At 58.4% G+C, this 16,460-nt stretch carries 28 protein-coding genes and 1 pseudogene; 1 reads left to right on the top strand and 28 read right to left on the bottom strand.

Annotated features, from left to right (window positions below):
• Positions 1-809 (top strand): annotated as a pseudogene (locus B4F73_RS04410) (hypothetical protein); the annotation flags it as partial.
• A gap of 35 nt (positions 810-844) precedes the next feature.
• Here the strand turns inward: B4F73_RS04410 and B4F73_RS04415 are convergent.
• The 28 genes from B4F73_RS04415 to rpsJ form a co-directional block, all read right to left on the bottom strand.
• Positions 845-1,972: an iron-containing alcohol dehydrogenase gene (locus B4F73_RS04415; RefSeq protein WP_156947868.1), complete on the bottom strand. Its 1,128-nt coding sequence runs from the start codon at positions 1,970-1,972 to the stop codon at positions 845-847.
• A gap of 183 nt (positions 1,973-2,155) precedes the next feature.
• Positions 2,156-2,578: a 50S ribosomal protein L17 gene (gene rplQ, locus B4F73_RS04420; RefSeq protein WP_034814177.1), complete on the bottom strand. Its 423-nt coding sequence runs from the start codon at positions 2,576-2,578 to the stop codon at positions 2,156-2,158.
• A 47-nt stretch (positions 2,579-2,625) separates the two neighbouring features.
• Positions 2,626-3,669 (bottom strand): DNA-directed RNA polymerase subunit alpha, encoded by a 1,044-nt coding sequence (locus B4F73_RS04425; protein ID WP_206992497.1) that lies wholly within the window; start codon positions 3,667-3,669, stop codon positions 2,626-2,628.
• Between the two features lie 60 nt (positions 3,670-3,729).
• Complete coding sequence (gene rpsK / locus B4F73_RS04430; RefSeq protein ID WP_034814179.1) at positions 3,730-4,119, bottom strand: 30S ribosomal protein S11; 390 nt, start codon at positions 4,117-4,119, stop codon at positions 3,730-3,732.
• Between the two features lie 11 nt (positions 4,120-4,130).
• Positions 4,131-4,499: a 30S ribosomal protein S13 gene (gene rpsM / locus B4F73_RS04435; protein ID WP_034814180.1), complete on the bottom strand. Its 369-nt coding sequence runs from the start codon at positions 4,497-4,499 to the stop codon at positions 4,131-4,133.
• A 144-nt stretch (positions 4,500-4,643) separates the two neighbouring features.
• Complete coding sequence (locus B4F73_RS04440) at positions 4,644-5,213, bottom strand: adenylate kinase (protein ID WP_034814181.1); 570 nt, start codon at positions 5,211-5,213, stop codon at positions 4,644-4,646.
• The gene (secY, locus tag B4F73_RS04445) at positions 5,210-6,568 is read right to left on the bottom strand and encodes a preprotein translocase subunit SecY (protein ID WP_206992495.1); all 1,359 of its coding nucleotides are present in this window, start codon (positions 6,566-6,568) and stop codon (positions 5,210-5,212) included. Before secY ends, B4F73_RS04440 begins: the two co-directional genes overlap by 4 nt.
• An 89-nt stretch (positions 6,569-6,657) precedes the next feature.
• Positions 6,658-7,137 (bottom strand): 50S ribosomal protein L15, encoded by a 480-nt coding sequence (rplO, locus tag B4F73_RS04450; RefSeq protein WP_034814184.1) that lies wholly within the window; start codon positions 7,135-7,137, stop codon positions 6,658-6,660.
• Positions 7,138-7,178: 41 nt separating this feature from the next.
• Positions 7,179-7,364, bottom strand: a complete 186-nt coding sequence (gene rpmD / locus B4F73_RS04455; protein WP_034814186.1) for a 50S ribosomal protein L30 — start codon at positions 7,362-7,364, stop codon at positions 7,179-7,181.
• Between the two features lie 14 nt (positions 7,365-7,378).
• A complete protein-coding gene (rpsE, locus tag B4F73_RS04460; protein WP_034814187.1) occupies positions 7,379-7,960 on the bottom strand; it encodes a 30S ribosomal protein S5 in 582 nt (193 codons plus the stop codon).
• 11 nt (positions 7,961-7,971) lie between these two features.
• Complete coding sequence (rplR, locus tag B4F73_RS04465) at positions 7,972-8,334, bottom strand: 50S ribosomal protein L18 (protein WP_206992494.1); 363 nt, start codon at positions 8,332-8,334, stop codon at positions 7,972-7,974.
• A gap of 4 nt (positions 8,335-8,338) precedes the next feature.
• The gene (gene rplF / locus B4F73_RS04470) at positions 8,339-8,950 is read right to left on the bottom strand and encodes a 50S ribosomal protein L6 (protein ID WP_034814190.1); all 612 of its coding nucleotides are present in this window, start codon (positions 8,948-8,950) and stop codon (positions 8,339-8,341) included.
• A gap of 10 nt (positions 8,951-8,960) precedes the next feature.
• Entirely contained in the window at positions 8,961-9,356 is a 396-nt protein-coding gene (gene rpsH / locus B4F73_RS04475) for a 30S ribosomal protein S8 (protein ID WP_034814196.1), read from the bottom strand.
• 18 nt (positions 9,357-9,374) lie between these two features.
• Positions 9,375-9,680, bottom strand: coding sequence for a 30S ribosomal protein S14 (gene rpsN / locus B4F73_RS04480; protein WP_034814198.1), 306 nt, complete (start codon positions 9,678-9,680; stop codon positions 9,375-9,377).
• 19 nt (positions 9,681-9,699) lie between these two features.
• Positions 9,700-10,254, bottom strand: coding sequence for a 50S ribosomal protein L5 (rplE, locus tag B4F73_RS04485; protein ID WP_034814200.1), 555 nt, complete (start codon positions 10,252-10,254; stop codon positions 9,700-9,702).
• Complete coding sequence (rplX, locus tag B4F73_RS04490; protein WP_034814202.1) at positions 10,247-10,564, bottom strand: 50S ribosomal protein L24; 318 nt, start codon at positions 10,562-10,564, stop codon at positions 10,247-10,249. The genes rplE and rplX overlap by 8 nt, the downstream gene beginning before the upstream one ends.
• 1 nt (position 10,565) lies before the next feature.
• On the bottom strand, positions 10,566-10,934 hold the full coding sequence (rplN, locus tag B4F73_RS04495) for a 50S ribosomal protein L14 (RefSeq protein WP_034814203.1): 369 nt from the start codon (positions 10,932-10,934) through the stop codon (positions 10,566-10,568).
• Positions 10,931-11,176, bottom strand: a complete 246-nt coding sequence (gene rpsQ / locus B4F73_RS04500) for a 30S ribosomal protein S17 (RefSeq protein ID WP_034814204.1) — start codon at positions 11,174-11,176, stop codon at positions 10,931-10,933. The genes rplN and rpsQ overlap by 4 nt, the downstream gene beginning before the upstream one ends.
• Positions 11,177-11,186: 10 nt before the next feature.
• Entirely contained in the window at positions 11,187-11,387 is a 201-nt protein-coding gene (rpmC, locus tag B4F73_RS04505) for a 50S ribosomal protein L29 (protein WP_034814205.1), read from the bottom strand.
• Positions 11,388-11,389: 2 nt separating this feature from the next.
• Positions 11,390-11,806, bottom strand: a complete 417-nt coding sequence (rplP, locus tag B4F73_RS04510) for a 50S ribosomal protein L16 (RefSeq protein WP_034814206.1) — start codon at positions 11,804-11,806, stop codon at positions 11,390-11,392.
• A 3-nt stretch (positions 11,807-11,809) separates the two neighbouring features.
• Positions 11,810-12,547: a 30S ribosomal protein S3 gene (gene rpsC, locus B4F73_RS04515; RefSeq protein ID WP_206992493.1), complete on the bottom strand. Its 738-nt coding sequence runs from the start codon at positions 12,545-12,547 to the stop codon at positions 11,810-11,812.
• On the bottom strand, positions 12,547-12,936 hold the full coding sequence (rplV, locus tag B4F73_RS04520; protein WP_034814208.1) for a 50S ribosomal protein L22: 390 nt from the start codon (positions 12,934-12,936) through the stop codon (positions 12,547-12,549). The genes rpsC and rplV overlap by 1 nt, the downstream gene beginning before the upstream one ends.
• A gap of 2 nt (positions 12,937-12,938) precedes the next feature.
• Entirely contained in the window at positions 12,939-13,217 is a 279-nt protein-coding gene (gene rpsS / locus B4F73_RS04525; RefSeq protein WP_034814209.1) for a 30S ribosomal protein S19, read from the bottom strand.
• Positions 13,218-13,232: 15 nt separating this feature from the next.
• Positions 13,233-14,063 (bottom strand): 50S ribosomal protein L2, encoded by an 831-nt coding sequence (gene rplB, locus B4F73_RS04530; RefSeq protein ID WP_034814210.1) that lies wholly within the window; start codon positions 14,061-14,063, stop codon positions 13,233-13,235.
• An 18-nt stretch (positions 14,064-14,081) separates the two neighbouring features.
• Positions 14,082-14,381: a 50S ribosomal protein L23 gene (locus B4F73_RS04535; protein WP_034814211.1), complete on the bottom strand. Its 300-nt coding sequence runs from the start codon at positions 14,379-14,381 to the stop codon at positions 14,082-14,084.
• 2 nt (positions 14,382-14,383) lie between these two features.
• Positions 14,384-15,025, bottom strand: a complete 642-nt coding sequence (rplD, locus tag B4F73_RS04540; protein ID WP_034814212.1) for a 50S ribosomal protein L4 — start codon at positions 15,023-15,025, stop codon at positions 14,384-14,386.
• Entirely contained in the window at positions 15,025-15,804 is a 780-nt protein-coding gene (gene rplC / locus B4F73_RS04545) for a 50S ribosomal protein L3 (protein ID WP_206992492.1), read from the bottom strand. Before rplC ends, rplD begins: the two co-directional genes overlap by 1 nt.
• Entirely contained in the window at positions 15,804-16,124 is a 321-nt protein-coding gene (gene rpsJ / locus B4F73_RS04550) for a 30S ribosomal protein S10 (protein ID WP_027836784.1), read from the bottom strand. Before rpsJ ends, rplC begins: the two co-directional genes overlap by 1 nt.
• Positions 16,125-16,460 lie beyond the last annotated feature (336 nt).

Below are 16,460 nucleotides of genomic sequence, written 5' to 3' on the forward strand. Positions count from 1 at the left end.
ATTGGCGGGAGTGTCACCCGCGTGACTTCCTGATCGCCACGATGGAAGACATGTTCACACACCAGTCTGGCATGCTGTTCCAAAAGACGCTGCTGGATGCGACTGGCCCGTTCGATACCGGGCTCAAGCGCTCGGTCGATTATGACTATATTCTCCGCGCAGCGCGGATCAGCACCAGCGTCGCCTGCCCCGCCATCGTCTTCCACCAGCGCCAGCATGATGGGGATCGCGGCTCAGGCGCGAACAGATTTCCAGCCTCGGAACTCGTGCGTCGCTGGATCCAGCATGACCAGATCATCTTCAAGCGCATCTACGAGACCTGGGCGCTCGACGAATTCCTGCCGCGGGGCGAGAGTGTTGTCGGCACCCCCAGTAAGCGTCAGGCGCTGATTCAACGAGGCGCCATCATGGCACGCAAGAAATTGTGGGATCATGCCATGCGGGACTTCGCGAATGCGGCGCTCCTGATGGATATCGATCTGACTCCGGCAGAACGTGCAATCGCCCGGCGAGGGAGCCAGTCGAAATATGGTATCCAGGAATTGCTGGACGATCATGTGATTGGTCAGGGCTTGCGGGATGTCGCTGGCCTGTCCCGTAACGGCGCTGAACTCATTGGCGAACTCGCGACCGGTTTTCGGTGGCGTATCCGGGATGAGTTGACAAGCGGCCACCCCCGCAAGGCCTCGCGACTGCTCCAGCTCTATATCACGCTGACCTCGTCAGCCTTTCATAATTCCCGGCCAACTGATTCCCCCTGGTATCCGGACGACCTTCTGACAGAGCCACATAAATCGCCCGGCAAGTAGGCGTGGAACCGGGTCAGTGATCCCACGAATCCATCTCAGAGCACTTCTTCATAGAGCGCCAGCGCATCGTCATACGTGACAAGACGGGGGTTGTTCTTCATCAGGCGCTCATTCTTGACCGCATCCTCAGCCATTTTTGGCAAGTCATTGTGATTGACGCCAACCTCGGTCAGCTTCAGGGGCGTGCCGCTTTTCGCGCACAGCTCCACCATATGGTCGATAAAGGCACTCGCGTCCTGGGCCACGCCAACGACGGGACCGAGATCCGCATAGTCCTTGGCGGCGACGACCGCATTGAACCGCAAGACCGGCGAGAGCATCAGCGCATTCGACACACCATGCGGAACATGGAACAGCGCGCCCAGCGGATAGGCCATCGCATGAACGGCCGCGACCGGCGCATTGCTGAAGGCCTGCCCGGCGAGCGTTGCTCCGATGCACATGGCCTCGCGCGCTTCGATATCATCCGGGTGCTCACATGCGCGCAACAGATTCCCGGCCAGCAGGCGCAGGCCTTCCTTGGCCAGTGCACCCGAGACCGGATTGCGCAACAGCTTTGACGTATAGGATTCGATGGCATGAACCATCGCATCGATCCCGGTTGCCGCCGTCACACCGCGCGGCGCGGTCAGCGTCAGCATCGGATCGACAATGGCGAGATCAGCAAACAACTGGTCTGACACGACTCCGATCTTCTTCATGTCATCTGACGTGACGATGGAGATCGCGGTGACCTCTGACCCGGTCCCTGCTGTCGTTGGTAACAGCACCAGCGGTGGGCGCGAGCCTTTCACATTGCCGACGCCGTAGACGTCTTCCAGCGATTGCCCGGAATCCATCAGCACAGCAATCAGCTTTGCGGTATCCAGTGACGAGCCTCCGCCCAGCCCGATCACGCCATCGGCGCCATGTTCGCGAGCCGCAGCGACCGCATCGCGGATCGTGGCAGCGGGAGGGTCGGCAACGACCTTGTCATAGACAAACACTTCAAGACCCGCATCGCGCAGGCTTTCCAGCGCGCCCTCCACCAGGCCGGCTGCGATAACGCCCTGGTCCGTCACGAAGACCGGGCGTTTCATGCGATCACTGACCAGCTTGCCGAGTTGGGCAGCACTGCCCCGTTCGAACAGGATGTGCGGCGGTGTCTTGAAGCTGAATCCCATCGGTATTTCTCCCATTTTCACTACAGGCTTACGCCTATCGGGCCTGAACAGTAAATGTTGCAGATTGCCCGAAAAACGCTCGGTCTGTCATGTCGTACACACGGAAACCCTTTGCCCAAATGCAAGAAACCCCGGACCAGCGGTCCGGGGCTCCTGAAACAATTCGAATACAGCGAGGAAAGACTAGCCTTCCATCGACTCCATTTCGGCTTCGTGACGTGCACGATCCGCAGCACCCTTGGCGCTCTCGTCACGGTCGACCAGTTCCAGAACGGCAACAGGTGCGTTGTCGCCATGGCGGAAGCCAGCTTTCAGAACGCGGGTATAGCCGCCATTACGGTCCTTGTAGCGCTCGCCCATCACGTCGAACAGCTTGCGGACAGCCGCTTCGTCACGGACCTTCGAAAGGGCCTGACGGCGTGCGTTCAGGTCGCCCTTCTTGGCGAGGGTCACCAGCTTGTCCATGAGCGGAGCCATTTCCTTCGCCTTCGGAAGGGTGGTCACGATCTGCTCATGCTCGATGAGGCTGGCAGCCATGTTCGCGAACATCGCCTTGCGGTGCGATGTCGTCTTGTTCAGTTTACGGTATCCAAGGCGATGGCGCATTGTCGTGTTCCTTAAGGAGGTGGTCAGGCCCCCGATTACTCAGTGGGCTAGAGGTGGTCGTCGTATTTCTTGGCGAGGCCTTCAATGTCTTCCGGCGGCCAATCCGGCACTTCCATGCCGAGGTGCAGGCCAAGACCGGCGAGGACTTCCTTGATCTCGTTCAGGGATTTGCGGCCGAAGTTCGGCGTGCGCAGCATCTCTGCTTCGGACTTCTGGATGAGGTCACCAATGTAAACAATGTTGTCGTTCTTCAGGCAGTTTGCCGAGCGAACGGACAGTTCAAGCTCGTCGACTTTCTTGAGCAGAACAGGGTTGAAGCCGAGATCGGTTTCTTCTGTCTGTGCGCCCGTTTCCACGGTCGGTTCTTCGAAGTTGATGAACAGTTGCAGCTGATCCTGCAGGATACGCGCGGCATAGGCCACGGAATCTTCCGGCGTGACAGACCCGTCTGTCTCGATGTCGAGGGTCAGTTTGTCATAGTCGAGAACAGTACCCTCACGGGTGTCTTCGACCTGATAGCCAACGCGGCGGACCGGGCTGTAAATCGCGTCAATCGGAATATAACCGATTGGGGCATCTTCCGGACGGTGCGCCTCGGCCGGGACATAGCCCTTGCCGGTCGCAACGGTGAATTCCATGCGCACTTCAGCGCCATCATCCAGAGTACAGATCACGAGATCCGGGTTCAGGATCTTGGTGTCACCGGAGGTTTCGATCTGGCCGGCTTTGACTTCGCCCGGACCTTTCGCCTTCAGCACCATGCGCTTTGGCGTGTCGCTCTCCATGAAGATCGCAACCTGCTTCAGGTTCAGCACGATCGTCGTGACGTCTTCGCGAACACCCTGGATCGCAGAGAATTCGTGAACGACATTGTCGATCTGAACGCCGATGATCGCAGCACCTTGCAGGGACGACAGCAGCACGCGACGCAGCGCGTTGCCGAGAGTCGTACCATAGCCACGCTCCAGCGGCTCAATGACGAGCTTGGCTTTGCGCTTGGCATCGTATCCGGCCTGGACGACAGGACGGTTCGGGCGGATCAGCACTTTCCAGTTACGGTCGTTGACGTTGGTGGGTTCGATGTCTGCCATGGGCGACGGATCCTCAGAATGGGTCAGGCGACATGAAATTATGCCGCCAATAAATACGAACTAGACGCGGCGGCGCTTTGGTGGGCGGCATCCGTTGTGCGGAATTGGCGTCGTGTCTGTGATAGCCGTAACGGTCAGGCCAGCAGCCTGAAGAGCGCGCAGTGCGCTCTCGCGGCCCGAACCTGGTCCACGCACGCTGACTTCAACAGTCTGCATACCGTGATCCATGGCCTTCTTTGCGGCATCTTCTGCCGCCATCTGGGCTGCGTAAGGCGTCGACTTGCGCGAGCCCTTGAAGCCCATCATGCCGGAGGACGACCACGAAATCGTGTTGCCCTGGGCATCCGTGATGGTGACCATGGTGTTGTTGAAGCTGGAGTTCACGTGAACAACACCAGAGGTGATGTTCTTGCGCTCTCTCTTGCGGACGCGGGTCGTTTCACGAGCCATTGAAGACTATCCTATTTCTTCTTGCCGGCGATCGGCTTAGCCGGGCCCTTGCGGGTACGGGCGTTGGTGTGCGTACGCTGACCGCGAACCGGCAGTTTACGGCGGTGACGCAGGCCACGGTAAGAACCGAGATCCATCAGGCGCTTGATGTTCATCGACGTATCGCGGCGAAGATCACCTTCGACGAGATAGTCGGCATCGATCGTTTCACGAATCTTGATGACTTCGGCATCCGTCAGCTCGTTCACGCGACGGGTCGACTCAACGCCAACCTTCTCGATGATCTCACGGGCCATGGATGGGCCGATGCCATGAATGTACCGCAGCGCGATTTCCACGCGCTTGTTGGTCGGGATGTTAACGCCTGCAATACGGGCCAAGGCCGATCTCCTAAGCGGACTGTTCATACATAAAGAGCGCGCCAAGGCGGAAACATCCGTCCTGCGCGCCGGCGATTAAGCCTAAAGCTAAGAAACGAGGCTTATAACGATGGAAATTAACGCGTCAACCGCGGAATCCCACCTTTACGCCGTCTCTTTCAGGGCCGCGTCGATTGCGGTTGCAACCGCCTCGATTGAGCCCATTCCGTCGACTTCCACGAGGATACCACGCTCGGCATAAATAGGCACCAGAGGCGCTGTATCTTCGTAGTATTTTTCGAGGCGTTTCGAGAACGTCTCGGGATTGTCATCCTTGCGGCCCTGTTCTTCGAACCGCTTGGTGACACGTGACAGCAGCTTGTCATCATCGACAAGGATGCGGATCACGCGATTGACGGCTTCACCGCGGGATTCGAGTAGACGATCCAGCGCTTCGGCCTGACCGACTGTGCGTGGGAAACCATCAAAGATGAATCCCGGCGCGCCGGCCTGAACTTCCAATTGCTCGTCGATCAGGGCGATGACGATCTCGTCGGAAACGAGGCTGCCTTCATCCATGATCTGGGCAACTCTTTCGCCGAGCTCGGAGCCAGACGCGCGCGCCGCGCGCAGCATGTCACCGGTAGAGAGTTGAACGAACCCCCGCTCTTCGACCAGGCGTTTCGCCTGCGTGCCTTTTCCGGCCGCTGGCGGCCCGAACAGAATTAGGTTCATCTCTTACGACCCCCGAGTTTCGACTTCTTGATCATGCCCTCATACTGGTGCGCGATCAAATGCGACTGAATCTGTGTCACTGTATCCATCGTAACAGATACAACGATCAGAAGAGAAGTACCGCCAATATAGAAAGGTATCTCTGGGAAATATCGCCGCAGCAGTTCGGGAAGGATACAGACGAACATCAGGTACAGGGCCCCAATGGTCGTCAGTCGGGTCAAAACATAGTCGATATAGGCCGCCGTGTTCGAGCCAGGACGGATACCGGGAATAAATCCGCCATACTTGCGCAGATTGTCCGCCGTCTCTTCCGGATTGAACATGATGGAGGTGTAGAAGAAGGCAAAGAAGATCACCATCGCCCCGTAAGACGTGATGTAGGTCCAAGAGCCCGGCGCGAAATGCGTCGCCAGCCAGCCCAGAACGCCACTCACAGCGCCGGAGGCTTCGGCATCGGCCGGATTGCCACCCAGGAAGCCCACCGCCGTCAGCGGCAGCATCAGCAGCGCAGAGGCGAAGATTGGCGGGATAACACCAGACGTGTTGATCTTGAGCGGCAGGAAGCTCTTCTGGCCCTGGGCAACACCGTGGGCCTGCTGTCGCTTCGGATACTGGATCAGCAGCCGCCTTTGCGAGCGCTCCATGAAGACGATGAAGACAACCAGCGCGATCACCATGGCCGCAATCGCCACCACAAACGCCACGTTCACAGAGGTCGTGCGCGCCTGCGAGATCAGGTTGAAGATCGCCTTTGGCATTTCAGCGATAATGCCCGCGAAGATGATCAGCGAGATACCGTTGCCGATGCCGCGCGCCGTGATCTGCTCACCCATCCACATCAGCAGCATCGTGCCGCCGGTCAGCGTCACAACGCCGGTTAGGATGAAGAACCAGGACGAGATGCCCTCAATGCGCACAGCGGCAAGGCCGCCAGCAATTGCAAAGGACTGGACCAGCGCGAATCCCAGTGTGAGGTAACGCGTATACTGGTTGATCTGCTTGCGACCGGACTCGCCTTCCTTCTTCAACTTCTCAAGCGTTGGAGAGGTCGCGGTCAGCATCTGGATGATGATCGAGGCCGTGATGTAAGGCATCACGTTCAGGGCGAACACACCCATCCGTTCCACCGCGCCGCCGGCAAACATGTTCATGTTGCCAAGCAAGCCATCGGACTGGCTCTCGAAGAATTGGGCGTATTGCTGCGGGTCGAGTCCCGGCAGCGGGATGAACGTCCCGAGCCGGTAGAGGATCAAAATCCCGAGAGTAAACAGGATCCGGCTCTGCAGGTCCTTGGCTTTTGCAAAGCTCCGGAAATTCATGTTCCGAGCCATTTGTTCGGCAGCATTCGCCATGGGCCGCTTGACCTCCCTGAAAAAGCGTTCGCCGCCTAAATCGGCGGCGAAACAGTATTTGTGAAGGGGTTACCGGTAAAAACCGCCGATTATTCGTCAGCAGTCTCTTTAGCCGGCCCCGTGACGGTGACTTTACCGCCAGCCTTCTCAACAGCTTCAATAGCTGCCTTCGAGGCGCCTGTCACAGTGATATTCAGATTCTTTGGTGCGTCACCTTTGGCAAGCAGACGCACGCCATCGCGCACATTGCGAACCAGACCAGCGGCCACCAGCGACTCTTCGGTCACATCCTTGGCATCCAGCTTGCCAGCGGCAATCGCCTTGCCGAGACGGCCAAGGTTCACCCAGGCATGGGACTTGGAGTTACGCGCCGTAAAGCCGCGCTTTGGCAGACGCATGTAGATCGGCATCTGGCCGCCTTCAAAGCCATTCACGGCAACGCCGGAACGAGCCTTTTGGCCTTTGACACCGCGACCAGCCGTCTTGCCCTTGCCAGAGCCGACGCCGCGGCCAACGCGCAGGCGGTTCTTTGTTGAGCCCTCAGCGGGAGACAATTCGTTCAGTTTCATCGGTCTATCTTTCGATATCGTGCGGCTGCGAATGGTGGCGATTACTCGCCAACCACCTCAACCAGGTGAGCCACCTTGCGGATCATGCCCCGCACGGACGGCGTATCTTCGAGTTCCTTGGTGCGGCCGACCTTGTTCAGGCCCAGCCCCATCAGGGTCTGGCGCTGCTCAGGACGACGGCCAATCGGGCTGCCAACCTGGCGGACAGTGACTTTGCTTTTAGCCATTTTCGTGCCCTTCCCTAGTTCGTCGCGTCAGCCATGCCGGCTTCGGACGCGCCATCATTGCGGCGACCGACGACATCCTGAACCTTCAGGCCACGCTTGGACGCAACGGTCCGCGGGCTGTTCTGCTCTTTAAGCGCATCAAACGTTGCACGCACCATGTTGTAAGGGTTGGAGGAACCGATCGACTTGCCGACCACGTCCTGAACACCCAGAACTTCCATGACAGCACGCATCGGACCACCTGCGATCACGCCGGTACCTGGAGGCGCTGCACGCAGCACAACCTTGCCTGCGCCGTGACGGCCACGGCCATCATGATGCAGAGTGCGACCTTCGCGAAGCGGCACGCGAACCATGTTGCGCTTGGCTTCTTCTGTGGCTTTGCGGATCGCTTCAGGCACTTCGCGGGCTTTACCCTTGCCGAACCCTGCGCGGCCCTTCTGGTCACCAACGACAACCAGGGCTGCAAAACCGAAATTCTTACCGCCTTTGACCGTCTTCGCGACGCGGTTGATACCAACCAGCTTGTCGACGATGTCGGACTGCTCCTCGTCGCGATCGCGATTCCGGCGGCCTCTTCCTCTTTCTTCAGCCATAGGGCCTCTCCTTAGAATTTGAGACCGCCCTCACGGGCGGCGTCTGCCAGGGCTTTCACCCGGCCGTGGAACATGTAACCGCCACGATCAAAGACGACGTCTTCGACGCCTGCTTCTTTCGCGCGCTCTGCGAGCGTCTTGCCGACGAGGGCAGCCGCAGCGGCGTCACCACCGGTCTTGGCCGAGCCGAGCACATCCTTTTCCAGCGTCGAAGCCGAAGCGAGCGTAATGCCTTTTTCGTCATCGATGATCTGGGCGGAGATATTCTTGTGGCTGCGCGCAACCGACAGGCGTGGACGACCCTCAGCAACCTTGCGGAGCTTGGTACGAACCCGCTGGGCGCGGCGCAGCATCTTATCGCGTGAGCTTTTCATGGGCTTACTTCTTCTTGCCTTCCTTGCGGCGGACATATTCGCCCTGATAACGGATACCCTTGCCTTTGTATGGCTCAGGCGGACGGAATTCGCGGAGTTCGGCAGCAACCTGGCCAACAGACTGTTTGTCTGCACCAGAGACGATGATCTCGGTTGGCTTCGGCGCTTCCAGCTTGATGCCGTCCGGAGCCTTGAAGATCACATCGTGCGAGAAGCCGAGTGCGAGCTTGAGATCGGTACCCTGCATTTGGGCACGATAACCAACGCCAACCAGTTCCAGCGTCTTCGAATAACCATTCGAAACGCCTTCGACCATGTTCGCGGCGCGGGCACGAGCGGTGCCCCACTGCGTACGGGCCTTGGAATCAAGGGCTTCAGCGAAGGTTGGCAGGCGACGACCCCGAGCCTTTTCAGCCTCGATACGGTCATTTGCAGCCTGCACGAGATCTTCGCGCGGCGAAACGGTCAGCTCGTTGTTCTCGAGCTTTGGCGTGATCAGCTCAGACAGGACCAGCGAAAGCTCACCCTTGGAGCCTTTTGCCTTGATCGTCTGACCTTCGACCGAAACGGTCGTGCCATTCGGAACTTCGATCGGGAGTTTACCAATACGTGACATGATAGCTCTCCTAGAATACGCGGCAGAGCACTTCGCCGCCTACATTCTCGCTGCGGGCAGAATTGTCAGACATAACGCCTTTCGAAGTCGAAAGGATCGAAATGCCCAGACCATTGCGCACCAGCGGAATGTCGGAGACAGAAGAATACACCCGGCGACCTGGCTTGGAGACACGTTTGATCTCCGAAATCACTGGCTGACCTTCATAGTACTTCAGCTCGATATCAATATTCTTGTGACCGTCTTTTTCAACTTCGGTGTAGCCGCGGATGAAGCCCTCATTGATGAGAACCTCCAGGACGCGAATACGAAGTTTCGAAGACGGCGTGACGACTTTAGACATGCCGCGCATCTGAGCGTTGCGGATGCGTGTCAGCATATCTCCGAGGGGATCAGAAATGTTCATCTTTGATATCCTCCTCTCTTACCAGCTGGACTTCACGAGACCGGGGATCTGACCGTTTGAGCCAAGCTCACGCAGCGCGATCCGCGACATTTTGAGTTTGCGATAGTAGCCGCGCGGACGCCCGGTTACTTCACAGCGATTACGCACACGGTTTGGGGCCGAGTTACGTGGAAGTTCAGCAAGCTTGAGACGTGCCTTGAAGCGCTCTTCCAGTGAAAGGTCCTCATTCATGGCGACGGCCTTCAGCTCGGCACGCTTTGCAGCGTACTTTTCGACAAGCTTCTGACGCTTCTTGTTCTTCTCGATTGCGCTCTTCTTTGCCATATCAGCAGATCTCCTGGCGCTAGTTCCGGAACGGGAAGCCACACTCGGCGAGGAGTGCCTTGGCTTCTTCGTTGGTTTCAGCCGTGGTGCAGACGATGATGTCCATACCGCGAATATCTTCCACCTGATCGTAATTGATCTCCGGGAAAACGATGTGTTCTTTGAGGCCCATGGCGTAATTGCCCATGCCGTCGAAGCTCTTTCCGTTCAGTCCACGGAAATCCTTCACGCGCGGCAGCGCAATATTGGTGAGCCGGTCAAGGAACTCGTACATGCGCTCACGGCGCAGGGTCACTTTCGCACCGATCAGCATGCCTTCGCGCAGCTTGAAGCCAGCGATCGACTTGCGTGCCTTGGTGGCAACAGGCTTTTGGCCTGCGATCAGTTCGAGCTCGGCCAGGGCAGCCTTGATCTTCTTGGAGTCGGAGACAGCTTCGCCGACACCCATATTGATCACGACCTTGTCCAGTTTCGGAACCTTCATCGGGTTCGAATACTTGAACTGCTCCTGCAGCTTGGCCCGGATCTCTTCACGGTACTTCGTCTTGAGACGGGGTTCGTATGCCTTAGACATCGATGGACTCCCCTGAGCGTTTGGCAAAGCGCGTCTTGCGGCCATGCTCATCAGTTTTGAAACCAACACGCACTGCTTTTCCGTCGCGCGGATCGGCATGAGCCACGTTGGAAACGTGGATCGGTGCTTCGAAAGACTTCAGACCACCGGGGTCCATCTGGCTCGGCTTCTGGTGCTTCTTGACGACGTTCACACCGCGCACAACAACGCGATCCTCGTCGACCAGCACTTTCAGCACTTCGCCTTTGGTACCTTTGTCGCGGCCTGCGATCACGACAACGGAGTCGCCTTTTTTGATCTTAGCAGCCATCTTACAAGACCTCCGGGGCCATGTTCGCGATCTTGACCTGGTTCTTGCCGCGCAGTTCACGCGGGACCGGGCCAAACACACGAGTGCCGATTGGCTCACCATTGGTATTGATGAGAACGGCAGCGTTTGAGTCGAAACGAATGGTCGTGCCATCCGGGCGGTTGATGTCCTTTGCCACGCGAACGACGACAGCCTTGCGGACGTCACCCTTCTTCACGCGGCCCGTAGGAATTGCTTCCTTGATGGACACCACGATCACGTCACCAACCGATGCATACCGGCGGCCTGCGCCACCCAGCACCTTGATGCACTGAACGCGGCGCGCGCCGGAATTGTCGGCGACGCGAAGGTTTGATTGCATCTGGATCATGCGTCACCTTCCCCGCCGGTCACAAGTTCCCAGCGTTTCAGTTTGGAATGCGGAACGCACTCCTGGATCGTTACGATTTGACCCTCGACAGCCGCATTGGCTTCGTCATGGGCGTGATACTTCTTAGAGCGGCGAACAATCTTCTTCATCACAGAGTGTGTGAAGGTCCGCTCTACACGGACGATTGCGGTCTTGTTCTGCTTGGCAGAGACCACGACGCCTTCCATAATACGCTTTGGCATGATCTCTCTCCTACGCCTGACCTGCTTCGGCTTTTTCGCGAAGGATCGTCTTGACGCGTGCAATATCGCGGCGGACCTCCTTCACTCGGGCCGTTTTCTCCAGTTGGCCGGTGGCCGTCTGGAAACGCAGGTTGAACTGCTCTTTCTTCAGCTTGACGAGCTCATCCTTGAGCTGGTCGAGGCTTTTCGTTCTTACATCTTGGGCTTTCATGATCAGATACCCTCAATCCGCTTGACGACTTTCGTCTTGATCGGAAGCTTCGCAGCGCCGAGGCGCAGGGCCTCGCGTGCGACATCCTCAGACACGCCGTCGATTTCGAACAGGATGCGGCCAGGTGCGACACGGGCGACCCAACGGTCGACAGAGCCTTTACCTTTACCCATCCGGACTTCAATCGGCTTTGCCGACACTGGCAGGTCCGGGAATACACGGATCCACACTTTGCCCTGACGCTTCATGTGACGCGTGACAGCCCGACGGGTTGCCTCGATCTGGCGCGCTGTGACCCGTTCCGGCTCGAGAGCCTTCAGGCCAAACTCGCCGAATGCCAGCGATGAACCGCCCTTGGCATTGCCCCGGATCTGGCCCTTGAAGGCCTTACGGAATTTGGTTCGCTTCGGTTGACGCATCTCTTACGCTCCGGAGGCTTGCGCGCCGGTGGCCGGTCCGCGCTGGTTTGCATTGGCACGTGCACGGGACTGGCCGGAAGATTCCAGACGCTTGTCCTGAGCCATCGGGTCGTGCTCCATGATCTCGCCTTTGTAGACCCAGACCTTGATGCCGATGATGCCGTAAGTGGTGGCCGCTTCTGCAGTGCCGTAATCAATATCGGCGCGCAGCGTGTGCAGCGGCACGGAGCCTTCTGCATACTTCTCGGTCCGCGCAATCTCTGCGCCGCCAAGACGACCGGACACCATGATCTTCACACCGTCAGCGCCGAGACGCATGGCGGACTGGATGGCCCGCTTCATGGTGCGACGGAACGAGGCACGGCGCTCAAGCTGGCGAGCAATGTCGTCGGCGATCAGCGTGGCATCGATTTCCGGCTTGCGGATTTCAACCAGGTTCACGCGAACTTCGTCGGTCGTCATCTTCGACAGAACTTTGCGAAGGGCTTCGATGTCGCCGCCCTTCTTGCCGATCACGAGACCCGGACGTGCCGTGTGAATCGTGATGAGGCATTTCTTGTGCGGACGCTCGATGATGATCTTCGAGATGCCGGCTTGCTTCAGACGCTTGCGGATTTCCTTGCGGATCGCGATGTCTTCGTGCAGCAGGCGACCGAAGTCGGCCGTGTCGGCATACCAGCGGCTGTCAGACGTCCGGTTGATGCCCAGACGCAGGCCGATCGGATTTACTTTCTGACCCATTATGCGGCCTCCGCTTCAACTGAGGTGTCACGCAGAATGATGGTCATCTGCGAGAATGGCTTCTGGATGCGAGCAGCGCGGCCACGAGCACGGGCGCGAATACGCTTCATCACAAGGTTCTTGCCGACATGGGCTTCTGCAATGACGAGGCTGTCGATGTCGAGGCCGTGATTGTTCTCGGCGTTCGCGATGGCGCTCTGCAGCAGCTTGCGGACATCCTGGGCAGGACGCTTCGGCGAGAACTGCAGCTGAGCCAGCGCACGCTCGACCGGCATGCCGCGGATCTGCTGAGCCAGAAGGTTCAGCTTCTGCGGGCTTGAACGGTACATGCGCAGAACAGCGCGCGATTCATTCGAAGCCTGCTTCGGAGGATTCTTGGCTTTAGCCATGACTACTTCCTCTTCGCTTTCTTGTCCGCACCGTGGCCATAGTAGGACCGCGTTGGCGCGAACTCGCCGAACTTGTGACCGACCATTTCCTCAGAGACGGAAACCGGGATGAATTTGTTGCCATTGTGGACCTGGAAATTCAGGCCGACAAAGTTAGGCAGGATCGTTGAACGGCGCGACCAGGTCTTGATCACAACGCGCTTTTCAGAGGCGCGCGCTTCTTCTGCTTTCTTGAGCAGATAGCCGTCTACGAACGGGCCTTTCCAGACAGAACGTGGCATGTCTTGCGGCTCCTCTTAGCGTTTCGCGTTACGGCGACGGATGATCAGACGATCCGTTGCCTTGTTTTTACGGGTCTTGGGACCGCGTGTTTTCTTGCCCCATGGCGTCACTGGGTGACGTCCACCGGACGACTTGCCTTCACCACCACCGTGTGGGTGGTCGACCGGGTTCATGACAACACCGCGGACAGACGGGCGCTTGCCCATGTGACGCTTGCGGCCTGCCTTGGACAGAACCTGGTTCATGTTGTCCGGGTTGGACACGGCGCCGACCGTTGCCAGGCAGCTGTCCATCACCATGCGAAGTTCGCCGGAGGTCAGCTTGATCTGGGCATAGCCACCATCACGACCGACCAGCTGGGCATAGGTGCCAGCGGAGCGAACCATCTGCGCGCCCTTCTGGGGCTTCAGCTCGATGTTGTGAATGATCGTACCGACCGGAATGCTTTTCAGCGGAAGCGTGTTACCCGGCTTGATGTCAGCCGTCTTGGACGTGACCACCGTGTCACCGACTTCAAGGCGCTGTGGCGCGATGATGTAGGACAGCTGGCCGTCTTCGTACTTGATCAGTGCGATGAAGGCTGTGCGGTTCGGATCGTATTCCAGACGCTCAACAGTTGCCGGCATGTCCCAGCGGTTACGCTTGAAGTCGACCTTGCGGTACAGTTTCTTGGCGCCGCCACCGATGCGGCGAGCCGTGATACGACCCGTATTGTTGCGTCCACCCTTCTTGGTCAGACCTTCGGTCAGCGCCTTGACGGGCTTGCCCTTGTGAAGGTCGGACTTGTCCACCAGCACAAGCTGGCGACGCCCTGGGGAGGTTGGATTGAAAGTCTTAAGTGCCATGTTTCTCGTCCTTCTCCCCTAGAGGCCCGTCGTGATGTCGACGGACTGACCCTCGGCGAGCGTCACGATGGCTTTTTTCATGTCGTTGCGACGACCTTCATAGCCACGAAAACGCTTCGTCTTGCCCTTTTGGACCAGAGTGTTGACCTTGGTTACTTCGACCTTGAAGAGCGCCTCGACAGCGTCCTTGATCGCTTTCTTGTCAGCGTCGATCGCCACTTCGAAGACAATCTTGTTGTCTTCAGCCACCAGAGTCGATTTCTCGGTGATCAGTGGGCGACGGATGACGTCGTAGTGATGTTCTTTTACGTCGGCCATGATTACTTAGCCTCCTTCGCGCCATCGAAACGGGCCTTGATGCCTTCGGCCGCTTCCTTGGTGATGACGAGCTTCTTGCGGCGCAGGATGTCATAGACATTCAGGCCAGCAACCGGCAGCACGTCGACGTTCGGAATGTTGCGAGCTGCCTTGGCGAAATTCTCGTCCACGGTCGTGCCGGAGATGATCAGCGCGTTCTCGATACCGAGACCTGCGAACTGACCGACCAGCTCTTTCGTTTTCGGAGCCGACAGGATCGCCTCGTCCAGCACGATGACCGCATCCGCCTTCACCTTGGAAGACAGGGCGTGAGCCAGAGCCATCTTGCGGACCTTTTTAGGCAGGTCGTGAGCGTGGCTGCGAACTTTTGGTCCGTGCGCAACAGAACCACCAACAAAGATCGGCGCATTCCGGGAACCGTGACGCGCGCCGCCGGAACCTTTCTGGCGGATATACTTCTTCGTGGTGCGGCTGACTTCGCCGCGGGTCTGGGTCTTGTGCGTACCAGCCTGGCGCTTGGCCAGCTGCCAGCGAACCGTGCGCTGCAGGATGTCACCACGGATGTCTTCGATGCCGAAGATGGCATCATCAACCGTGATGTTTCCAGCGGCTTTGCCGGCAAGGGTTTTGACTGCGAGTTCCATTATTCAGCACCCTCTTGAGTTGCTTCAGCTGCTGGCGCGGCAGCCGCGCTCGCTGCCTTGAAGGAGCCAGCCGCTGGTGCGTCGGCCGGAAGAGGCTTCTTCACCGCGTCGCGGACTTCAACATAGCTGCCGTCATGGCCAGGCACAGCGCCCTTGACCAGGATGAGGCCGCGCTCAACGTCGGTGCGTACCACTTCCATATTCTGGGTGGTGACACGCTCAACGCCGTAATGACCGGCCATTTTCTTGTTCTTGAACACGCGGCCCGGATCCTGGTTCATACCCGTCGAACCGTGCGAACGGTGAGAGATGGACACACCGTGCGTGGCGCGCAGACCACCAAAGTTCCAGCGCTTCATCGCACCGGCAAAACCCTTACCGATCGTGATGCCGGCAATGTCAACTTTCTGACCCGGAACGAAATGGTCAGCCAGGACTTCAGCGCCAACTTCCGGCAGGTCGCCAGAGACGCGAAATTCGCGCAGCTTGCGCTTCGGTGCGACGCCGGCTTTTGCGAACTGGCCACGCAGCGCCTTGGACGTGCGCTTGGCTTTCTTTTCGCCGATGCCGAGAATGACAGCCTGGTAGCCGTCCGTGCGGGTGACGTCGCCACCCTTCTTGGTCTTCACGGCGCGCTCTTCTTCAGTGCGCACGCCAACAACCTGGCAGCCATCAAGCGACAGGACGGTGACCGGCACGTGGCGGCCGCTCTCGTCAAATACGCGTGTCATGCCAACCTTGCGGGCAAGCACGCCGGAACGGGGTGCTGGCAGAGCCATTAGCGGCCTCCCTCAAGTTTGATTTCAATGCCAACGCCGGACGACAGGTCGAGCTTCATCAGCGCGTCCACCGTCTGCGGGGTCGGGTCTACAATGTCGAGGATCCGCTTATGGGTCCGGATTTCAAACTGCTCGCGCGACTTCTTGTCGATGTGCGGCGAGCGGTTCACGGTGAAGCGCTCGATACGGGTCGGCAGCGGGATCGGGCCTTTGACCTCAGCGCCGGTGCGCTTGGCCGTGCTCACAATCTCTTTCGCCGACATGTCGAGGGCGCGGTGATCGAAGGCCTTGAGCCTGATCCGGATATTTTGTCGTTCCATCGTTCGGTCCGTCCGCACAAAACACGTTAGCCCCAACGTGGCGCAGAAGTGCGCCAGGGCGTAGCGTGGGATTAAATTGTCTGTTTCGAGGGAGCGTTCGCTCTATAAAGCGCTGCCATCCCGGCGAAGTCGGGGGTTTATGGGATCGATAGGCCCGCGTCAACTGAGTCGTGAAGCTTTTATGCAGAAAGACTCACAGGGGTAAAACTCTCAGTCTCTATCGCTCAGGCGGCAATTCCGAGACGGGTGGCAAATCGAACAGGGCCCGCAATTCGAATTGGGTGGATTTCAGCGTTCCAGCAGGCCAATTCTCGTTTCTCATGTCATCTTGCATGG

It is taken from the genome of Hyphomonas sp. UBA3601 (assembly GCF_002375605.1).
Lineage (GTDB): Bacteria > Pseudomonadota > Alphaproteobacteria > Caulobacterales > Hyphomonadaceae > Hyphomonas.